This is a genomic window from Microbacterium sp. BWT-B31, assembly GCF_041379855.1.
In the GTDB taxonomy this organism is placed as follows: Bacteria; Actinomycetota; Actinomycetes; order Actinomycetales; family Microbacteriaceae; genus Microbacterium.
This window is the reverse complement of record NZ_JBFECU010000006.1, coordinates 66,354-85,956: the sequence shown is the minus strand read 5'-3', so window position 1 is coordinate 85,956 and position 19,603 is coordinate 66,354. Positions and strand designations below refer to the sequence as shown.

Sequence of the window (19,603 nt, the reverse complement as noted above, 5' to 3'; positions counted from 1 at the left end):
CGGGTCAGCCGCCGGCGAAGGGCGGCAGCACGTCGACCAGCACGTCGCCGCTCAGCGCGGTGTCGTCCCCGACGCGGGCGCCGTCGACGAGAACGGCGCAGCGGGGGAGGATCCCGCCGAGACCGGGGTGCTCGGCGGCGACCGCCGCGCGCAGCGCCCCGAGCGTCGCCTCGGCGCGGCGCTCCTGGTCGAGCCCGACGGCCTCCTGCGCGGCGGCGAAGTAGCGCACGAGCGCCATCAGGCGTGACTCTCTGAGACCTGCCACGTCTCGGCCAGCTCGACGACGGCCTCGACCGTCGCGCGCACGGTCGCCGGATCGCCACCGGCGCGCCCGGCCACGAGCCCCGCGACGAACGCGCTGAGCGGGGCGGCGGGCCGCGCGACCTCGTTCGCGACATCGCGCGCGAGGTCGAGCACCAGGGCGATCGGCACATCGTCGGGTGCGAGCCCGAATCGCTCGCGCAGCGCAGAAGCCCACGCGTCGAGGGCTTCGGGGGGAAGGGTGCGGTCGTTCTCGCTCACTGGTCCTCCTCGATCGGCGTCAGACGCGGTCGCTCCGCGAGTTGTCGGACGGCGGCCCGCCGAACGCCGCGCGGGCCCACGTCAGATCCTCCCACGTGTCGACGTCCGTCGTCTCGAGGTCGGGGGCGGCGAGCACGGTGATCGCCAGATCCGCCACGAGCAGGCGCACCGGGGCGTCGCGGCCGTCGTGGTCGAGTCGGTCGCCGGCCTCGGCCAGCGCCGCGGTGCGGTAGAGCCCGGTGAGCCACTGCGGGCGGCTGGATGCGTCGCCCAGGCACACGCCGTCGGCGTCGCGGGGCAGCAGGGCGGCGTCGCGTGCGAGCCGCGAGACGGCGAGGCCGATGCCCGGCAGGTCGCACGCGAGCAGGAAGGTCCACTCCGGCAGGTCGCCGCGCTCGCGCCACGCGCGCAGCACCGCCACGGCGCCCGCGACCGGGCCGCCGAACGGCGGGTGCTCGCGCACGACGTCGATCCCGGTGAGCTTCAGGCCCGGCGCCGGGTCGGGCGGCGGTCCGCAGATCGTGATCGGGCGGGCCGAGGCATCCGTCACCGCATCGATCGCCGCGGCCAGCAGGGTGCGCCCGCCGACCTCGAACAGCGGCTTGGCGGCGCCGCCGACACGCGACGCGCGGCCGCCCGCGAGCAGGATCGCGCCCCGTGAGGCCGTCATGGTCACTGCTCGCCGGGGCGCAGCCAGTCGCCGCTCTTGCCGCCGGTCTTCGCGACGATGCGCACGTTCTCGATCGAGGTGCCCTTGTCGAGGCCCTTCACCATGTCGACGACGGCGAGGGCGGCCACCGACACGGCGGTGAGCGCCTCCATCTCGACGCCGGTGCGGTCGGCCGTGCGCACGGTCGCCTCGATGGCGACCCCGTCGCTTTCGATCGCGAGGTCGACGACCGCGCCGTGCACGCCGATCACGTGCGCGAGCGGCAGCAGCTCGGGGGTGCGCTTGGCCGCCTGGATGCCCGCGATCCGCGCGACGGCGAGCACGTCGCCCTTGGGCACCGAGCCGTCGCGCAGCGCCGCGACGACCTCGGGCGCGCAGCGCACGAACCCGCGCGCCGTGGCGGCGCGGACGGTCGGCTGCTTGAGGGTGACGTCGACCATGCGCGCGTGGCCGGACTCGTCGAGGTGCGTGAACTGCGGGGACGTGCTCATGACAACAGCATGACATCCACCGCATCGCCCGCCGCGACGGCGTCGACCTCGGCCGGGACGATCGCGAACGCCTCGGCCCGCGCGAGCCCACCGGCCAGGTGCGAGCCCGAGCCGCCCGCGGTCGCGGGGCGCACGGTCCAGCGCGCCGGGTCGGAGCGGTCGATCGCGGCCGGAAGGTACTGGCGGCGCCCCGCGGGCGTGCGCCACGGCACGGCCGCGGGAAGGCGCACCATGTGCCGGTGCAGTTGGGCGCGGCCCTGCATCGCCAAGAGCGCCGGACGCACGAACACCTCGAACGACACGGCGGCGCTGACCGGGTTGCCGGGCAGGCCGAACAGCAGCATGCCGTCGGCGGTGACTCCGAACCCCTGCGGCTTGCCGGGCTGCATCGCGACCTTCGCGAACTCCATCGTGCCGGCGAGCGTGTTCTTGACGACCTCGTACGCCCCGGCGGACACGCCGCCCGAGAACACCACGACGTCGGCCCCGAGAGCGGATGCCTCGGCCACCGCCGTCGTGAGGCCGTCGCCTTCGTCGTCGACGGTCGTGCGCAGCACCACCTCGGCGCCGGCGCCGCGCGCCAGGCCCGTGAGCAGCTCGGTGTTCGACTCGGGGATCTGCCCGCGCGTGAGCGGGAGTCCCGGCGGCACGAGCTCGGCGCCGGTCGAGACGACCGCGGCCCGCGGGCGCCGCGCGACGACGACCTCGGCGACGCCGCCGGCCGCGGCGGACGACAGCTGCAGAGGGCCGAGCTGCGCACCGGCCTCGAGCACGAGATCGCCCGCGGCGAGGTCGTCGGCGCGGCGGCGGATGTGGGTGCCTGCGGCAGGGGGCGCGCCCACGACCGAGATGGTCCCCAGGGAGTCGGCCAGTCCGCCGGCGGTGTCTTCGAACGGCACGATCGCCTCGGCCGCGGTGGGCACCGCGGACCCCGTCATGATGCGCACCGCCTCGCCCGGGCCGATCGGCGGGTCCAGGGGCGACCCGGCGGGCAGGTCGGCCACGACGCGCAGCGAGACGGGGTGGCCGGGCGAGGCATCCCGCGCATCCGCGAAGCGCACGGCGAAGCCGTCCATTCCGGAGTTGTCGAACACCGGAATGTCGATCGCCGCGCGCAGGGGCTCGGCGAGCGTGCGGCCCTGCGCCTCGGAGACCGGCAGTCGCTCCGTCTCGACCCGGCGCACGCGCGCGAGCACGAGCGCGAGCTGCTCCTCGACCTCGCGGAGGCTGCCGGTGCCGGTCACGCGGACGCCAGCGCGGTCTGCGACCACGCCTCCATGCCGCCGGCGAGGACGGATGCCTCGATCCCGGCCTCACGCAGCGCCTGCGCCGCGCGGCGGGCGCGCTGACCTGCCTGGCACACGACGACGACCTGGCGACCGTCGCCCGGCGCGCCCGACTCGGCAAGGAGCGCGGCGGGATCGGCCAGCAGTTCGCCCAGGGGAAGCAGCACGGCGCCGGGGATCGTGCCGGTCGCCGTCTCGTGCGGCTCGCGCACGTCGACCACGACGGCGCCGGGCGGCACCTCGCGCACGTGACGGACGGGCTCGGGCGCGGCGGGCCGGGCGACGGCCGCGGTGCGCGCGGCGCGCAGCGGCACCTCGTACTGCCGCGCCCGCAGTCCGTCGATCACGAGCATGCGGCCAAGGAGCGGCTCGCCGATGCCGGTGACGAGCTTGATGGCCTCGATCGCCAGCAGCGACCCCACCTGCATGCACAGCGCGCCGAGCACGCCGACCATCGCGCACGTCGGCAGCTCGCCGACGCTGCCCGGCGGATACACGTCTGCGAGGCGCACGGGGGCGCTGCCGGCCGGCGGAGCCGACCAGAACACCGTGACCTGTGCGTCGAACGCCTGCACGGTGCCCCATACGAGCGGCACGCCGAGCGCTTCGCACGCGGCGGCGACCGCCTCGCGCGTCTCGAACGTGTCGGTGCCGTCGACGACCAGGTCGGCGCCGGCGAGGAGGTCGGTCGCATTGGCGGAGGTGAGTCGCTCGCGGACGGGGATCACGCGGGTCTCGGGCGAGAGGTCGGCCGCCACCCGCACCGCGCTGTCGGCCTTGGGCGACCCGACGTCAGACAGGCGGTGGATGATCTGGCGCTGCAGGTTGGTCAGCTCGACCTCGTCGTCGTCCACCACGGTGAGCGTGCCGATGCCCGCGGCAGCGAGAGCGAGCACGAGGGGCGATCCGAGCCCCCCGGCGCCCACAACCGCCACGTGCGCGGCGCGCAGGCGACGCTGCCCGATCTCGCCCAGGGGAATCAGGCTGCGGTGGCGCGCGGTGCGCGCGCGCTCGGCGTCGCTCAGCGCGGCGACGGGCTCTACCAACGGCGGCAGGGGCATGATGCCAGGCTAACCCCTGCCGCCGACAAGGCGGCCGCTCAGCTCCACAGCGCGACGTGGAACTTGCCGCCGCGCCGGGACAGCCCGCGCGAGCCCGTCGCCGAGACGATCGCGGCGGTCGCCTCGGCGGTCGTCACGAACCGCTGCAGCGTGCGCGCGGGTTCCGGTGCACGTCCGGCGTCGAGCGTCGTCGCCCACCACAGGCCCGAGATCGGCGTCTGCGCCACGTGCAGGCGCACGAGGTCGCCGGAGTCGTCGGTGCGAAGGCGCGGCGCCACGGCGTGGCCGAGGGCGAGCATCACCCCTTCTCCCGCAGCGACGGCGGCCACGGCATCGGTCTCGCTCGTCAGCTCGACGATCTCGGGAAGCGCCGTCAGCCGGCCGAACCAGCGGCCCTCCTCGGTAAGCGGCTCGAATCCGCCGGGACCGGCGAACCACGGCGCCGTCAGCAGGCGGTCGAGCGTCACCGGCGCGCCTGCGGCGGCGAGCGGATGCCGCGCCGACGCGACCAGGACGCGCTGGTACTTGAAGAACGGCACCAGCTCGAGCCCCGCACTGGCCGCCATCGCCGGACGCGCCCCGAGCGCGATGTCGTACGCCCGCTCGCGCAGCAGGGTCGCGATGTCGTCGGCGCTTTCGACGATGACGTCGACCGAGTCCGGCGCCACCCACTTGCCGAACAGGTCGAAGATGCGCCCCGCGGCGTGCTCGGCGAACGCCGCGGTCGCCAGCACCCGCAGTTCGGCGTCGGACGATCCGGCATGCGCGACGTCGCGGCGGGCGGCCTCGGCCAGGCCCACGATCTCGTCGGCGTGCGCCGCAAGCGCCCGGCCCCCGGGGGTCAGCGTGATGCCCGTGGGGGTGCGGGTGAACAGCCGGTCGCCGAGCTCGGCGCGCAGCGACGCGATCGCGGCTGAGACGGCGGGCTCGCTCACTCCGAGCGCCCGGGCGGCACCGGTCACCGACCCCAGTTTCGCGACGCGCGCGAACGTGCGCAGCTGGCTCAGCGTCATCGCCATGGCCTCATAACCCTTCGCTTATGTCGATGTTGACACCCGGAATCGCCGGGGGCAACGTGGCATGCACAGCGACGCTCCACGAGGCAGTGGGGCGGCGGATCGGTGCGTTTCAGAGGGGAGGCGCCATGCAGATCCCGGCGCCGTTCGACTATGCGAGAGCGACCAGCGTCGAGGACGCGATCGCCCTTTTGACGCGGTTCGGCGATGACTCCCGGGTCATCGCGGGCGGCCACAGCCTGCTTCCGATGATGAAGCTCAGACTCGCGCGCCCCGAGGCGCTCATCGACATCAACGACCTCGCCGAGCTCGACTACGTGCGGCGCGACGGCGACCGGCTGTGCATCGGAGCGCTCACGCGGCACCGGACGCTCCTGGAGTCGCGCGAGGTGGGGGCGCTGTTTCCGATCGTGACCGACGCCGAGCGGGTGGTCGCCGACCCCGTCGTGCGCAACCGCGGCACGATCGGCGGATCGCTGTGCCAGGCCGATCCGGCCGAGGACCTCTCGACGGTCTGCACGGTGCTCGACGCCGAGGCGGTGATCCGCGGGCCGCAGGGCGAGCGGGTGATCGGCATGGCGCAGTTCCACGTCGGTCCGTACGAGACGGCGGTGGCGTTCAACGAGGTGCTCGTCGAGGTGCGGCTGCCGATCCGGCCCCGCTCGTCGAGCGCGTACGAGAAGGTCGAGCGCCGCGTCGGGGACTGGGCGGTCACCGCCGCGGGCGCCGCGGTCACGCTCGCCGACGACGGCACCGTCGCCGAGGTCGCGATCGGCGTCACGGCGGTCGGACTGTCGGACCGGGTCGGAGCGGCCGAGGCGGTGCTGCGCGGCCGCGCACCGACCGACGAGGTCATCGCCGAGGCGGGCCGCCTCACCGGCGAGGCGGTCGACCCCGTCGCCGACCAGCGCGGCTCTGAGGCATACAAGCGGCACCTCGCCGACGAGCTCACCCGCCGGGTGCTGCGACAGGCGATCGCACGGGCGGGCGGAACAGGCGCAGACGCCGGCGCCCACGGACAGGAGGCATGACATGCACGTGACGATGACGGTCAACGGCGAAGAGGTCGAGCGCGACATCGAGCCGCGGGTGCTGCTCGTGCACTTCCTGCGCGAGAACCTGGGGCTCACCGGAACGCACTGGGGCTGCGACACGTCCAACTGCGGCACGTGCGTCGTGCAGGTCGACGGTGAGCCGGTGAAGTCGTGCACGATGCTCGCGGCGATGGCGGACGGGCATTCGGTGCGCACTGTCGAGGGCCTCGCGCAGGGGGTCGAGCTCGATCCGGTGCAGCAGGGGTTCATGGCCGAGCACGGGCTGCAGTGCGGGTTCTGCACCCCGGGCATGATGCTGACCGCCCGCGCCCTGCTCGACGAGAACGCGCATCCCACCGAAACCGAGATCCGCGAGGCGATCTCGGGGCAGATCTGCCGCTGCACGGGCTACGCCACGATCGTCCGGGCCATCCAGTGGGCGGCCGAGCACCCCTCGGGCACCCTCGTGGAGGCCGAGAGCGAGGGCGAAGTCGAGATCGTGCAGTCCGAGGAGTACATGGAGACCGACGAACACTCGCACCTTGAGAAGGGCGGAGTCCGATCATGACCACCGTCGACACGACCCAGCCCACGGTGGGTTCCGAGCACGGTCGCCACCACGACCACAACCCCGCCGCCCACGAGTCGTCTCGGCCCATCGGCTTCGGGCGTCTGCAGCGCAAGGAGGATCCGCGCTTCATCCGGGGCCAGGGCCGGTACACCGACGACATCGTGCTGCCTGGGATGCTGCACGGGGCGATCCTGCGCGCGCCCGTCGCACACGCGCGCATCGTCTCGATCGACACGAGCGAGGCGCTCGCACGCCCGGGCGTGCGTGCCGTGCTCACCGGCAAGGACCTCGAGCCGCTGAACCTCGCGTGGATCCCGACCCTGTCCTACGACGTGCAGTCGGTGCTCGTGACCGACAAGGTGCGCTTCCAAGGGCAGGAGGTCGCGTTCGTCATCGCCGACGACCGCTACGCCGCGCGCGACGCGCTGGAGTCGATCGTGGTGGACTACGACATCCTGCCGCCGCTCGTCGACGCACGGCACGCTCTCGATCCCGACGCGCCGGTGATCCGCGACGACCTCGAGGGCCGCACCGACAACCACATCACGGACTGGGAGTGCGGCGACAAGGCCGCCACCGACGCCGTGTTCGCGAGGGCCGACGTCGTCGTGAAGCAGGAGGTCGTCTACCCGCGGGTGCACCCCGCGCCGATGGAGACGTGCGGCGCGATCGCGGACTTCAACCCCGTGTCGGGCGATCTCACGCTGTACGAGACCTCGCAGGCCCCGCACGCCCACCGGACGGTCATCGCCATGGTGGCGGGCCTTCCGGAGCACAAGATCCACATCATCTCGCCCGACATCGGCGGCGGCTTCGGCAACAAGGTCGGGATCTATCCCGGCTACGTGCTCGCGATCGTCGGCTCGATCGTCACCGGCAAACCGGTGAAGTGGATGGAGGACCGCTCCGAGAACCTGATGTCGACCTCGTTCGCGCGCGACTACATCATGCAGGGCGAGATCGCCGCGACCCGCGACGGCAGGCTCCTGGGACTGCGCGCCGACGTGCTCGCCGACCACGGCGCGTTCAACGGCACGGCCCAGCCCACGAAGTATCCCGCGGGGTTCTTCAACCTCTTCCCCGGCAGCTACACGTGGGATGCGGTGTACGGCAAGGTCACCTCGGTGTACACGAACAAGGCGCCGGGCGGCGTCGCGTACGCGTGCTCGTTCCGAGTGACCGAGGCGTCGTATTTCGTGGAGCGCATGATCGACCGGCTCGCGATCGAACTCGACATGGATCCCGCGGAGCTGCGCCTCAAGAACTTCATCCGACCCGAGCAGTTCCCCTACGACAACCTGGCCGGGTTCGAGTACGACTCCGGCCAGTACGAGCTGACCATGAAGCACGCGATGGACCTCGTCGGCTACGCCGACCTGCGCCGCGAGCAGGCCGACAAGCGCGCCCGCGGGGAGCTCATGGGCATCGGCATCTCGTTCTTCACCGAGGGCGTCGGCGCGGGGCCGCGCAAGCACATGGACATCCTGGGCCTCGGGATGGCCGACGGCGCCGAACTGCGCATCCATCCCACCGGCAAGGCCGTCGTGCGCCTCTCGGTGCAGAGCCAGGGACAGGCCCACGAGACCACGTTCGCGCAGATCGTGGCCGAAGAGATCGGCATCCCGCCCGAAGACATCGAGGTCGTCCACGGCGACACCGACCGCACGCCCTTCGGCCTGGGCACGTACGGCAGCCGCTCAACGCCGGTGAGCGGCGCGGCCGTCGCGATGGTCACCCGCAAGGTGCGCGACAAGGCGCGGCTGATCGCCGCGGCGATGCTCGAGACCCGCCCTGAGGACCTCGAGTGGGAGAAGGGCCGCTGGTTCGTCGCCGGCGACCCGACCGCGGGCAAGACGATCCAAGAGATCGCGCTCGCCGCGCACGGCACGATGCAGCTGCCCGAGGGCGTCGACGGCAACCTCGACGCCGAGGTCACCTACGACCCGCCGAACCTCACCTACCCGTACGGCGCGTACTTCTGCGTCACCGACATCGACAAGGGCACCGGCAAGGTGACCGTGCGCCGCTTCGTCGCGGTCGACGACTGCGGAACGCGCATCAACCCGATGGTCATCGAAGGCCAGGTGCACGGCGGGCTCACCGACGGCGTGGGCATGGCGCTCATGGAGATCATCGAGTTCGACTCGGACGGCAACTGCCTGGGCGGATCGTTCATGGACTACCTGATCCCCACCGCGATGGAGGTGCCCGACTGGGAGACCGGCTTCACGGTCACGCCGTCGCCGCACCACCCGATCGGCGCGAAGGGCATCGGCGAGTCGGCGACCGTCGGCTCGCCCGCGGCGATCGTGAACTCCGTGATCGACGCGCTGCGCCCCCTCGGGGTGACCGCGATCGACATGCCGTGCACGCCCGCGCGGGTGTGGGACGCGATGCAGGGCACTCCGCGGCCCCCGATCTGACCCCTCCCGGTGCGTACGGTGTGATCATTGATACGGGAAGAAGGCCGATGACGGTCAGCCAGGCAGTCGCGACGAGGCAGCGCGAGCTCGAGGAGCAGCGCCAGTCCTTCGTGCGCGCCACGGTGGTGCGCACGAAGCGCCCGACGAGCGCGCACCCCGGCGATGTCGCCGTCGTCGACGCCCTCGGCGCGATCACCGGGTTCGTCGGAGGCACGTGCGTGGAGGCATCCGTGCGCGAGTTCAGCCTGCGCACCCTCGACACCGGCGAGCCGCTGCTGCTGCAGGTGCGCCCTGGCGGCGCCCCCCGCAGCGAGACCGAGGGTGCCGCCCGGGTGCACAATCCGTGCCTGTCGGGAGGATCGATCGACGTGTTCCTCGAGCCCGTGCTGCCCGCCGCCCGCGTCGTGGTGGTGGGGGATGCGCCCGTCGCGCAGGCGCTTGCGCGCATCGGCGCGGAGCTCGGCTACGCGATGGAGCTCGTCGACGGCGAGTCGTGGCACCCCGACGACGCGGTCGCCGCCGTGATCGTCGCAGGCCACGGCAAGGGCGAGGAGCCGGCTCTCGAGCGCGCGCTCGCGGCCGGCATCCCCTACGTCGGGCTCGTGGCGAGCCTCAAGCGCGGCGCGGCGGTCGTCGCGTCGCTGAACGTCGACGACGCGCTGCGCCACCGCGTGCACACCCCCGCCGGCCTCAAGCTCGGCGGCACGACCCCCGCCGAGATCGCCCTCGGAGTGCTCGCCGAGCTCGTGCAGGTGCGCGCCAGCACCGCAGCGGCGCGGGCGCAGGCCACGGATGCCTCGCCCCCGGGCGCGCACGAACACGCGGAGCACCATCACGCGGAGCACCACCACCAGAGCGGGGCCGGCGAAGACCTCGACGCAGGCACGTCGCCCCCGGGCGCCCCCGTGACCGCGATCGACCCGGTGTGCCGCATGACGGTCGTCGCCGCCGAGCCGACCCTGCACGCCGAGCACGCCGGGGCGACCGTGTGGTTCTGCTCGGGCGGATGCCGCGCCCGCTTCCTCAAGGAGCCGGAACGCTATGCCGCAGCCTGACATGCGCCTGGCGGCCCTGGTCCTCGCCGCCGGCGGATCGACCCGCCTGGGTCGTCCGAAGCAGCTGCTGCCGTACGGCGACGGCGTGCTGCTGGACGCCGTGCTCGGTCTCGTCCGGGCGTGCCCCTTCCCGCAGCGGATCATCGCGCTCGGCGGGTCCGCCGACGAGGTGCGCTCGGTCGTCGACACGAACGGGTTCGACGTCGTCGTCAACGACCAGTACACCTCGGGCTGCTCCTCGTCGATCGCGGCGGCGCTGGGCTGCGTGCACGCGGACCTCGACGGGATCGTGCTGATGCTCGGCGACCAGCCCGGGGTGAGGGTCGAGACGGTGGAAGCGCTCGTCGCGGGGCGCGGCAACGCGCCGATCGCCGTCACGCGGTACGACGACGGGATCGGGCATCCGTTCGCCCTCTCGCGCGCGACCTTCCGGGCGCTCGAAGAGCTGCACGGCGACCGCGGCGTGTGGCGGCTCATCGACCGCCTCGGCTCGGCGGTCGCGCGCGTGCGCGTGAGCGGCCAGGTGCCGCGCGACGTCGACACCGACGAGGACTACCGGGCGCTGCTGGCCGCGGCGGAGTCGGCGTGAGCGACGTGGGCGGCGGGGCCTTGATCGAACAGCTCGCGCCCGATGTCGCCGCCGTGGCGGCAGGGCTCGACGAGCGCGACTACCTCGCCGACCGGGGGCTCGTCACGGCGCTGTTCCTCGCGGTGCGGCTGCGGCAGCCGCTGCTTCTGGAGGGCGAGGCCGGAGTCGGCAAGACCGAGGCCGCGAAGGCGCTCGCGGCGTGGCTGGACGTGCCGCTTTACCGCCTGCAGTGCTACGAGGGGATCGATGCGGGCCAGGCGCTGTACGAGTGGAACTACCAGCGGCAGCTGCTCGCGATCCGCCTCGCCGAGGCGCGCGGCGACGCGATCGACAGCGACGACCTGTTCTCGCGCGACCACCTGCTGCGACGCCCGCTCCTGCAGGCGATCGAGCACGCGGGGCCCCGCCCGGCGGTGCTGCTGCTGGACGAGATCGACCGCGCGGATGCCGAGTTCGAGGCGTTCACGTTCGAGGCGCTGGCCGAGGCATCCGTCACGATCCCCGAGCTGGGCACGATCCGCGCGACCCAGCGCCCGATCGTGATCCTCACCTCGAACCGCACACGCGACCTGCACGACGCGCTCACGCGCCGCTGCCTCTACCACTGGATCGACTTTCCGGCGCCGGAGCGCGTGCTCGAGATCGTGCGGCGGCGTGTGCCGGGGGCGTCGGAGCCGCTCGTGCTCGAGGCGGTCGGCGCGGTGGGGCGCCTGCGCTCGCTCGACCTCGCGAAGCCGCCCGGGGTAGCCGAGCTCATCGACTGGGTGGGCGCGCTGGCCGCGCTCGGGCTCACCCGCCTCGACGCCGACACCGCGGCGCTCACGTGGGGCGCGGTGGTCAAGAACCGCGACGACCTCGATCTGGTCGAGGCGCGCGGGGCGGACTGGCTGGTGACCGCCGATGCCTGACACCCGCGCGTTCTGGCTGGACCCCGCCATGCTCGCGGTGGGGTTCGCAGGCGCCCTGCGGCGCGCGGGCATCGGGTCGACGCCCGACCGCGCCGCGTGGCTCGCACAGGCGCTGCGCCTCGTGCCTCCGCGAACGCGCGCCGACCTCTATTGGACCGCCCGCACGGTGTTCGTGACCTCGCCGCAGCAGGTCGAGCGCTTCGACGCGGTGTTCGACGCGGTGTTCGGCGGCGCGGCCGACCGCGCGGACTTCCGCGGCGATGCGAACGCGCCGGCGCCGGCGACCCTGCGGCGCAGCGACGCCGCCTCGCCGCACGATCCGTCGCGAGGCGCGGTCGGCGACGGGCTGATGACGCTGCCCGCGGCGTCGCCGTCCGCGGGCGACTGCGCACGCGAAGAGGGGGAGACGGATGCCTTCGTCCTCGCGATGAGCCGCGAGGAGCGCCTGCACGACACGGCGTTCGACGCGCTCACCCCCGACGAGGTCGCGCGCATCCGCCGGCTGGTGGCCGCGCTCGCGGTGGCGACACCGCTGCGGCCCGGACGCCGGGAACGGGTGTCGCCGCGGTCGCGAGACCGCCTGGACCTGCGTCGCACAGTCCGCGCGGCGCGGCGCACGGCGGGGCATCCGGTGCGGCTCGTGCATTCGTCGCGCCTGCCCCGAGCGCGCCGGCTCGTGCTGCTGTGCGACGTGTCGGCGTCGATGGAGCCGTACACCCGTGTCTTCCTGTCGCTCATGCAGGCGGCGGTCGCCACCAGCCGCGCCGAGGCGTTCGTGTTCGCGACGCGCCTGACGCGCCTGACGCGCCAGCTCGCCGCGCGCGACCCCGACCTCGCCCTCGAGCGCGCCGCCGGCGCCGCGCGCGACTGGGCCGGCGGAACCCGGCTCGCAGAAGGGCTGCGCGCTTTCATCGACGAGCACGGCCGGCGCGGCGTCGCCCGCGGAGCAGTGGTCGTGATCCTGTCCGACGGGTGGGCGCAGGACGACCCCGCCGACATCGGGCGCGAGATGGCGCGACTGTCGCGGCTCGCGCACCGCATCGTGTGGGTGAATCCGCGCCGCGCGGCCCGCGGGTACCAGCCGCTCGCAGGCGGGATGGCCGCCGCCCTGCCGTACTGCGACGCCTTCGTGAGCGGCCACACGTACACCGCCCTGCAGGACCTCGTCCGCGTCATCGCGGACGAGGGCGCCACCACGACCCGGAAGAGGAACGGATGATGGAACTCCACAGCAGCTTCACCGTCGACGCGCCGATCGAGGAGGTGTGGACCGCGCTCATGGACGTCGAGCGGATCGCGACCGCCGTGCCGGGCGCCGAGCTCACCGCCAAACTGTCGGACACCTCGTACCAGGGCGTCGTGAAGGTCAAGGTCGGGCCGCTCACGATGCAGTACCGGGGGCAGATCGACCTCGTCTCGCGCGATGACGCGACGCACACCGCGGTCTTCCGCGGCAAGGCGCAGGAGAAGGCGGGGCAGGGCACGGCCGAGGGCACCGCGACGCTGACGCTGACGCAGGACGGCGATGCCACGACCGGCGCGGTGCAGGGCAGCGTCGCCCTGTCGGGCAAGGCGGCGGCGATGGGCAAGGGCATCATCGACAAGGTCGCGCAGCAGATCATGGCGATCTTCGCCGCGAATCTGCAGTCGATGCTCTCGGGCGCAGGCGAGGCCACGGCCGGTGAGAGCGACGGCGGAGCCGTCAACGGCCTGTCGATCGCGGCCGGTGTCATAGGGTCGATGTTCCACCGTGACAAGGGGCCCGCCCCCGATTCGGAGTAGCCGCATGCGCGACGTCCTCGACACCCTTCTGGGCGCATGGCGCGCCGGCGAGACCGCGGGGCTGGTGACGGTCGTGCGCACGTTCACGTCCGCGCCGCGCGATCCGGGGGCTGCGATGATCGTCACCGCCGACGGCGCGGCGACCGGGTCGGTGTCGGGCGGCTGCGTCGAGGGGGCCGTGTACGAACTGGCGACCGAGGCGATCGGCGGCGCCGCTGCCGTGCTCGAGCGCTACGGCGTCAGCGACGACGACGCCGTCGCCGTGGGGCTCACGTGCGGCGGCATCCTGGACGTGTTCGTCGAGCCCGTCTCGCAGGCGACCTTTCCCGAGCTCGAAGGGGTGGCGGCGGATGTCGCGGCCGGGCGCCCCGTCGCGGTGGCGACGATCATCGAGCACGTCGACCCCTCGCGCATCGGGCGGCACCTGATCGTGCGTCCCGACTCGGCGGAGGGCTCGCTCGGCAGCCGCGACGCCGACCAGCGCATCGCAGACGACACGCGGGGCCTTCTGGCGGGCGGAGTGACGACCACGCTCGGCTTCGGCCCCGAGGGCGAGCGCATGGGCGAGGGCATGCGCGTGTTCGTCAACAGCTTCGCCCCCGCGCCGAGACTCATCGTGTTCGGCGCGATCGACTTCGCCTCTGCGCTCGCGCGCATGGGCGGGTTCCTCGGCTACCGGGTCACCGTGTGCGACGCGCGCGAGGTGTTCGCCACGGCGGCGCGCTTCCCCGAGGTGGACGAACTGGTCGTCAGCTGGCCCGATCGCTACCTCGCCGACGAGATCGCGGCGGGGCGCATCGACGAGCGCACCGTGCTGTGCGTGCTCACCCACGACCCCAAGTTCGACGTGCCCGTGCTCAAGGCGGCGCTGCGCGGGCCGCGCGTGGCCTACATCGGCGCGATGGGGTCCCGTCGCACCCACGCCGACCGCACACGCCGGCTGCTCGAGGCCGGTCTCACACAGGACGAGATCGACCGCGTACACAGCCCCATCGGTCTCGACCTCGGGGCGCGCACCCCCGAAGAGACCGCGGTGTCGATCGCGGCGCAGATCATCTCTGGGCGGTGGGGCGGCACGGGAGCGCAGCTGTCTGCGACGGCGGGCCCGATCCACCGCGGCGCGGGGATGCCGGACGAGGCCACACCGCTCTTGCGCTGACGCTGCGCGAGGCGCTCGCCTGCCCTGAACCTCGGAACTTAACCTGGCTTTAATCCAGGGGACTTGTCCGCGTTCCCGGGTACCCCTTGAATCAGAGCGGACCGCGGTCGCTGTGTTGCGACCGTGGTCCGGTCCTTATCGTTCGAGGGAGAATCAATGTTTGGAGCGTTACTGCACCGTGCAGCCCCGGCCGTCGCAGTTGTGGCTGTCAGTGCTCTCGGTGTCGCCCTGGTCCCGGCGGCGGCGTACGCCGCCCCGGACGGCACGAAGGTCGTCATCAGCGAAGCGTATGGGGGAGGCGGCAACTCGGGCGGCGCCTTCGATTCCGACTTCATCGAGCTCTACAACCCGACCGACGCGGCGATCGACCTGAGCGGGCTGTACCTGCACGGGGCCTCGACCGGCGGCTCGTCATACGGCGCTCCGCTCGCCCTGACGGGCAGCATCCCCGCGCACGGGCACTGGCTCGTGAAGGCGGCGCTCGGTGGCAACGCCGCTCAGCCCGACCTGCCGACCCCCGATCAGACCACCACCTGGGCGATGGGCGGCACCGGCTTCCGGGTGTCGCTGCAGACATCGAGCACCGCGCTGTCGGTGACGGGCGACACGACGGCCAACGCGGCGATCATCGACTACCTCGGCGCAGGCTCCGCCACCGCGTTCGAGGGTGCGCCTGCGGCCCCTCCGGGCAACGGGACCTCAGCACAGCGCACCGCGACCGGAACCGACACGAACAACAACGCGACCGACTTCACCATCGCCGCTCCCACCCCTCAGAACTCCGGCGCCGGCACCGACCCCGACCCTGATCCCGATCCCGATCCGGATCCGGATCCTGAGCCCGGCGACGGCGTGACCGTCGAGCAGATCCAGGGCACCGGCGCGGCGAGCCCCCTCGCCGGACAGACCGTCACCACGACGGGCGTCGTGACCGCGGCGTACCCGGTGGGCGGCTTCTTCGGCTTCTACCTGCAGCAGACCGACGGCATCGACACGAACGCCTCCGACGGCGTCTTCGTCTACAAGCCCTCCGGCCAGTCCTGGGCGATCCCGGCCGTCGGCGACGTCGTCACCGTCACCGGAGCGGTCACGGAGTTCAACGGGCTCACCGAGCTCAACGGCTCCGCCGTCGCCACGACGGGCACCGCCCCGCTCCCGGCCGCTGCGCCGCTGGCGTTCCCCGCGAGCGACGCCCAGCGCGAGGCGCTCGAGGGCATGATCGTCGCACCGCAGGGCCCGTTCACGGTGACCGACAACTACAGCCTGAACCGCTTCGGCGAGATCGCGCTGGCCGCGGGCGACAGCCCGCTGTGGCAGCCGACCGAGGTCGCCGACGCGCAGGACGCGGCTGCGGTGGCGGCCGTGGTGGCTGAGAACGCGAGCAGGCGACTCACCCTCGACGACGGCTCCAGCTGGGACTACCTCAACAACACCGAGGCCAAGAACACCCCGCTGCCGTACCTGACGGCGGACTCCGGCCCGATCCGCGTCGGCGCTCCCGTGACCAGCCAGCTCACCGGCATCCTGGACTACCGCTTCGACCTGTGGCGTCTGCAGCCGAGCGCGCAGCTCACCGGCGCGACCGCGAGCGGCGTCACCTTCGGCGACACCCGCACCGCGCACCCCGAGGCCGTCGGCGGAGACATCGAGATCGCGACGTTCAACGTGCTGAACTACTTCCCGACCACCGGGGAGATCTACGGTTCGTGCTCGTACTACACCGACCGCGCGGGCAACCGCGTCGCCGTGAACGACTGCGGCGCGACCGGCCCCCGCGGCGCAGCCGAGGCGGATGACCTCGAGCGTCAGGAGACGAAGATCGTCGAGGCGATCAACGCTCTCGACGCCGACATCGTGAGCCTTGAGGAGCTCGAGAACTCGGCGTACTTCGGCTCCGACCGCGACGCCGCGATCAGTCGGCTCGTGGACGCGCTCAACGCCGATGCGGGCGCCGGCACGTGGGAGTACGTCGCCACGCCGGCAGACTACGAGCAGGCCGGCACCGATGTGATCCGCAACGGGTTCATCTACAAGCCCGCCGTCGTCGAGGCCGTCGGCGAGTCCGAGATCCTCTACACGGCCGCGTTCGACAACGCGCGCGAACCGCTCGCGCAGGTCTTCAAGGCCGCGGGCGCAGGCGACGACACCTCGTTCATCGTGGCGTCCAACCACTTCAAGTCGAAGAGCTCGGGCACGGATGCCGGCGACGGCCAGGGTCCGTCCAACGCGGACCGGGTCACTCAGGCGAACGCGCTCGTGCAGTGGCTGGACACCCTGCAGTCCGAGAAGGGCACCGACCGCGTGTTCATCGCGGGCGACCTGAACGCCTACACCTCTGAGGACCCGATCCAGGCCCTCGAGGCCGCCGGCTACACCGACCTGCGCAAGCAGTTCGCCCCCACCGAGTACACCTATCTGTTCGGCGGCCTGGTCGGCTCGCTCGACCACGTGCTCGCGAACGAGGCGGCCCTTGCCTGGACGACCGGCGCGGACGTGTGGAACATCAACACGGTCGAGCCGCTCGCTCTGGAGTACAGCCGCCACAACTACAACGCGACCGACTTCTACAGCCCCGACCCGTACCGGTCGTCCGACCACGACCCGCTGGTCGTGGGCGTCGATGTGCCCGAGCCTGCCCCGACCGAGGCGACGCTCAACCTCATCGGCATCAACGACTTCCACGGCCGCATCGACGCCAACACGGTGAAGTGGGCCGGCACGGTCGAGAAGCTGCGCGCGGACGGCGGTGAACTGAACACGGTCTTCGTCGGGGCGGGCGACCTCATCGGCGCCTCGCTGTTCGAGTCGGCATCCGATGACGACCAGCCCACGCTCGACGTGCTCAACGCGCTGGACCTGGACGCGTCGGCAGTGGGCAACCACGAGTTCGACAAGGGCTGGGACTTCCTGCGCGACAAGGTGATCGGAGGCGCCGACGGGTTCCACGCCGCCGACTTCGCCTACCTCGGCGCGAACGTGTACGCGAAGGGCACCACCAACGCGGTGCTGCCCGAGTACGCGGTCTTCGACCGGGCGGGTCTGGACGTGTGCGTCATCGGCGCGGTCACCCAGGAGACCGCGACGCTCGTGAGCCCCGGCGGCATCACCGCGATCGAGTTCGGCGACCCGATCGAGGCGATCAACCGGGTCGCGGGCGAGATCGAGGACGACTGCGACGTCACCATCGCGACGATGCACGCCGGAGCCGCCCACAACGAGACCGACGCCGGGTTCGCCGATGACGCCATCCAGGACACCGAGTTCGGCCGCGCGGTGCGCGAGCTCGACGCGGACGTGGACGCGTTCTTCCAGGGCCACACGCACAAGGTCTACACGTTCGACGCGCCCGTCCCCGGCGAGCCCGGCAAGACGCGTCCGTTCCTGCAGACCGGCGAGTACGGCAACAACGTCGGACAGGTCAGCCTGACCGTGGACCTCGCCTCGCACGAGGTGAAGGCCTACACGCAGCAGATCGTGGCGCGCACCACCACGGCCGACGCCGACCTGGTCGAGGCCTACCCGCGGGTGGCCGAGGTCAAGACGATCGTCGACGCCGCGCTGCTGAAGGCCGCCGCGGTGGGCAACGAGCCCAAGGCGACCATCACCGGCGACATCACGACCGCCTTCTCGGGCGGCTCGTTCGTCGACGGGAAGTGGGTCGGTGGCGCACGTGACGACCGCGGTTCGGAGTCGACGCTGGGCAACCTCGTCGCCGACGCACTCGTGGGCGCACTGAACAAGCCCGAGTACGGCAACGCCACGATCGGCGTGGTCAACCCGGGCGGGCTGCGCGCAGACCTGCGCTACGCCGGCGACACCGCCGCCAACCCGCTCAACACCGACGGGGTGGTCACCTACGCCGAGGCCAACTCGGTGCAGCCGTTCGTGAACAACCTGTGGAGCATCACCCTCACGGGGGCGGAGTTCAAGGAGGTGCTCGAGCAGCAGTGGCAGCCCGCCGGTTCGGCGCGCGCGTTCCTGCAGCTGGGTCTGTCGGACAACGTGCAGACCACGCTGGATGCGACCAAGCCGGCCGGTGAGCGCGTGACGAGCGTGTACATCGACGGCGAGCCGCTGGATCCGGACGCCGAGTACCAGATCGCGACGTTCTCGTTCCTCGGGACCGGTGGTGACAACTTCGCCGCCTTCACTAAGGGCACGAGCGTCGACACGGGGCTCGTCGACCGCGACGCGTGGATCTCGTACCTGGCCGAGCACTCGCCGGTCAGCCCGGACTTCGCACGTCGTCAGGTCTACGTCTCGGGTCCGACCGAGGTCGTGGGCGGCACCGCCTCGACGTTCACGCTCACCAACGCCGCGTTGACGTCGCTGGGCACCCCGCAGGCGACCGAGGTCTCGGCCGCCCTGGTCAGCGGCGCGACCTCGACCGCGCTCGGGACCTTCCCGGTCGCCGCCGACGGCACCGCCACGGTGACGATCACCCCGACGTCGGATGTTCCGGCCGGCGCCGAGGTCGTGCTCACGATCGCTCCGGCGGGCACGACGGTGACCATCCCGGCCGTGGCGGGCACCGCGCCCGCACCGGCGTGGACGCCGTCGGGCACGTACGGCGCGGGCGACACCGTCCTGTACGAGGGCAAGCTCTGGACCGCGCTCTGGTACGCCAGGGGCGACCTTCCGGGCGCGAACAAGAACGGGGCGTGGCAGGAGTGGGCGACGGCTGAGGACGGCAACGCCGTGTGGACGGCGACGCGCGTCTTCAACGCCGGCGACAAGGCGTGGTACGACGGCAAGCTGTGGCTGGCCTCGTGGTATGCCCGCGGTGAGACGCCCGGAACGAAGAACGGGGCGTGGCAGGAGTGGGCGACGGCTGAGGACGGCAGCGCCGTGTGGACGGCGACGCGCGTCTTCAACGCCGGCGACAAGGCGTGGTACGACGGCAAGCTCTACACGGCCAAGTGGTACAGCCGCGGCGACGTTCCCGGGGCGGGCAGCAGCAGCCCCTGGGCGCCGGTGGGCTGAGATCCGCTGACGCCCGAACGGCCCGGTCCCGCAAGGGGCCGGGCCGTTCGGCG

At 72.6% G+C, this 19,603-nt stretch carries 17 protein-coding genes; 10 read left to right on the top strand and 7 right to left on the bottom strand.

Features of this window, described 5'->3' with window-relative positions:
- Positions 1–4: 4 nt before the first annotated feature.
- The 7 genes from AB1K54_RS08290 to AB1K54_RS08260 are packed head-to-tail and all read right to left on the bottom strand — an operon-like array spanning position 5 to position 5,049.
- Positions 5–238, bottom strand: coding sequence for a MoaD/ThiS family protein (locus AB1K54_RS08290; protein ID WP_371202278.1), 234 nt, complete (start codon positions 236–238; stop codon positions 5–7).
- A complete protein-coding gene (locus tag AB1K54_RS08285) occupies positions 238–522 on the bottom strand; it encodes a DUF6457 domain-containing protein (RefSeq protein ID WP_371202277.1) in 285 nt (94 codons plus the stop codon). The genes AB1K54_RS08290 and AB1K54_RS08285 overlap by 1 nt, the downstream gene beginning before the upstream one ends.
- 19 nt (positions 523–541) lie before the next feature.
- Positions 542–1,192 (bottom strand): molybdenum cofactor guanylyltransferase, encoded by a 651-nt coding sequence (locus AB1K54_RS08280; RefSeq protein WP_371202276.1) that lies wholly within the window; start codon positions 1,190–1,192, stop codon positions 542–544.
- Between the two features lie 2 nt (positions 1,193–1,194).
- On the bottom strand, positions 1,195–1,683 hold the full coding sequence (moaC, locus tag AB1K54_RS08275; protein ID WP_371202275.1) for a cyclic pyranopterin monophosphate synthase MoaC: 489 nt from the start codon (positions 1,681–1,683) through the stop codon (positions 1,195–1,197).
- The gene (glp, locus tag AB1K54_RS08270; RefSeq protein WP_371202274.1) at positions 1,680–2,927 is read right to left on the bottom strand and encodes a gephyrin-like molybdotransferase Glp; all 1,248 of its coding nucleotides are present in this window, start codon (positions 2,925–2,927) and stop codon (positions 1,680–1,682) included. The genes moaC and glp overlap by 4 nt, the downstream gene beginning before the upstream one ends.
- The gene (locus tag AB1K54_RS08265; RefSeq protein WP_371202273.1) at positions 2,924–4,030 is read right to left on the bottom strand and encodes a ThiF family adenylyltransferase; all 1,107 of its coding nucleotides are present in this window, start codon (positions 4,028–4,030) and stop codon (positions 2,924–2,926) included. The genes glp and AB1K54_RS08265 overlap by 4 nt, the downstream gene beginning before the upstream one ends.
- Before the next feature lie 38 nt (positions 4,031–4,068).
- Positions 4,069–5,049 (bottom strand): LysR family transcriptional regulator, encoded by a 981-nt coding sequence (locus AB1K54_RS08260; RefSeq protein WP_371202272.1) that lies wholly within the window; start codon positions 5,047–5,049, stop codon positions 4,069–4,071.
- A gap of 125 nt (positions 5,050–5,174) precedes the next feature.
- Between AB1K54_RS08260 and AB1K54_RS08255 the strand changes: the two genes are divergently transcribed.
- The 10 genes from AB1K54_RS08255 to AB1K54_RS08210 all read left to right on the top strand — a co-directional run bounded on the left by AB1K54_RS08255 (position 5,175) and on the right by AB1K54_RS08210 (position 19,550).
- The gene (locus tag AB1K54_RS08255) at positions 5,175–6,077 is read left to right on the top strand and encodes a xanthine dehydrogenase family protein subunit M (RefSeq protein ID WP_371202271.1); all 903 of its coding nucleotides are present in this window, start codon (positions 5,175–5,177) and stop codon (positions 6,075–6,077) included.
- 1 nt (position 6,078) lies between these two features.
- Complete coding sequence (locus AB1K54_RS08250) at positions 6,079–6,648, top strand: (2Fe-2S)-binding protein (protein ID WP_371202270.1); 570 nt, start codon at positions 6,079–6,081, stop codon at positions 6,646–6,648.
- Positions 6,645–9,074 carry an aerobic carbon-monoxide dehydrogenase large subunit gene (locus AB1K54_RS08245; RefSeq protein ID WP_371202269.1) on the top strand — a complete coding sequence of 810 codons (2,430 nt, stop codon included), beginning with the start codon at positions 6,645–6,647 and terminating at the stop codon, positions 9,072–9,074. Before AB1K54_RS08250 ends, AB1K54_RS08245 begins: the two co-directional genes overlap by 4 nt.
- Positions 9,075–9,121: 47 nt before the next feature.
- On the top strand, positions 9,122–10,129 hold the full coding sequence (locus tag AB1K54_RS08240) for an XdhC family protein (RefSeq protein ID WP_371202268.1): 1,008 nt from the start codon (positions 9,122–9,124) through the stop codon (positions 10,127–10,129).
- On the top strand, positions 10,116–10,718 hold the full coding sequence (locus AB1K54_RS08235) for an NTP transferase domain-containing protein (RefSeq protein ID WP_371202267.1): 603 nt from the start codon (positions 10,116–10,118) through the stop codon (positions 10,716–10,718). The genes AB1K54_RS08240 and AB1K54_RS08235 overlap by 14 nt, the downstream gene beginning before the upstream one ends.
- The gene (locus AB1K54_RS08230) at positions 10,715–11,626 is read left to right on the top strand and encodes an AAA family ATPase (RefSeq protein WP_371202266.1); all 912 of its coding nucleotides are present in this window, start codon (positions 10,715–10,717) and stop codon (positions 11,624–11,626) included. Before AB1K54_RS08235 ends, AB1K54_RS08230 begins: the two co-directional genes overlap by 4 nt.
- A complete protein-coding gene (locus AB1K54_RS08225; RefSeq protein WP_371202265.1) occupies positions 11,619–12,845 on the top strand; it encodes a VWA domain-containing protein in 1,227 nt (408 codons plus the stop codon). The genes AB1K54_RS08230 and AB1K54_RS08225 overlap by 8 nt, the downstream gene beginning before the upstream one ends.
- Complete coding sequence (locus AB1K54_RS08220) at positions 12,845–13,408, top strand: SRPBCC family protein (RefSeq protein ID WP_371202264.1); 564 nt, start codon at positions 12,845–12,847, stop codon at positions 13,406–13,408. The genes AB1K54_RS08225 and AB1K54_RS08220 overlap by 1 nt, the downstream gene beginning before the upstream one ends.
- 4 nt (positions 13,409–13,412) lie before the next feature.
- On the top strand, positions 13,413–14,567 hold the full coding sequence (locus AB1K54_RS08215) for an XdhC family protein (RefSeq protein WP_371202263.1): 1,155 nt from the start codon (positions 13,413–13,415) through the stop codon (positions 14,565–14,567).
- A gap of 201 nt (positions 14,568–14,768) precedes the next feature.
- On the top strand, positions 14,769–19,550 hold the full coding sequence (locus tag AB1K54_RS08210; RefSeq protein ID WP_371202262.1) for an ExeM/NucH family extracellular endonuclease: 4,782 nt from the start codon (positions 14,769–14,771) through the stop codon (positions 19,548–19,550).
- Positions 19,551–19,603: the final 53 nt, after the last annotated feature.

Bases quoted from the DNA above. Each gene is read 5' to 3' on its own strand.
- AB1K54_RS08255 (WP_371202271.1), top strand. From the start codon at position 5,175: ATGCAGATCCCGGCGCCGTTCGACTATGCGAGAGCGACCAGCGTCGAG.
- AB1K54_RS08250 (WP_371202270.1), top strand. From the start codon at position 6,079: ATGCACGTGACGATGACGGTCAACGGCGAAGAGGTCGAGCGCGACATC.
- AB1K54_RS08215 (WP_371202263.1), top strand. From the start codon at position 13,413: ATGCGCGACGTCCTCGACACCCTTCTGGGCGCATGGCGCGCCGGCGAG.
- AB1K54_RS08225 (WP_371202265.1), top strand. From the start codon at position 11,619: ATGCCTGACACCCGCGCGTTCTGGCTGGACCCCGCCATGCTCGCGGTG.
- AB1K54_RS08265 (WP_371202273.1), bottom strand. From the start codon at position 4,030: ATGCCCCTGCCGCCGTTGGTAGAGCCCGTCGCCGCGCTGAGCGACGCC.
- AB1K54_RS08245 (WP_371202269.1), top strand. From the start codon at position 6,645: ATGACCACCGTCGACACGACCCAGCCCACGGTGGGTTCCGAGCACGGT.
- AB1K54_RS08240 (WP_371202268.1), top strand. From the start codon at position 9,122: ATGACGGTCAGCCAGGCAGTCGCGACGAGGCAGCGCGAGCTCGAGGAG.
- moaC (WP_371202275.1), bottom strand. From the start codon at position 1,683: ATGAGCACGTCCCCGCAGTTCACGCACCTCGACGAGTCCGGCCACGCG.
- AB1K54_RS08280 (WP_371202276.1), bottom strand. From the start codon at position 1,192: ATGACGGCCTCACGGGGCGCGATCCTGCTCGCGGGCGGCCGCGCGTCG.
- AB1K54_RS08220 (WP_371202264.1), top strand. From the start codon at position 12,845: ATGGAACTCCACAGCAGCTTCACCGTCGACGCGCCGATCGAGGAGGTG.
- AB1K54_RS08260 (WP_371202272.1), bottom strand. From the start codon at position 5,049: ATGGCGATGACGCTGAGCCAGCTGCGCACGTTCGCGCGCGTCGCGAAA.
- AB1K54_RS08235 (WP_371202267.1), top strand. From the start codon at position 10,116: ATGCCGCAGCCTGACATGCGCCTGGCGGCCCTGGTCCTCGCCGCCGGC.
- AB1K54_RS08290 (WP_371202278.1), bottom strand. From the start codon at position 238: ATGGCGCTCGTGCGCTACTTCGCCGCCGCGCAGGAGGCCGTCGGGCTC.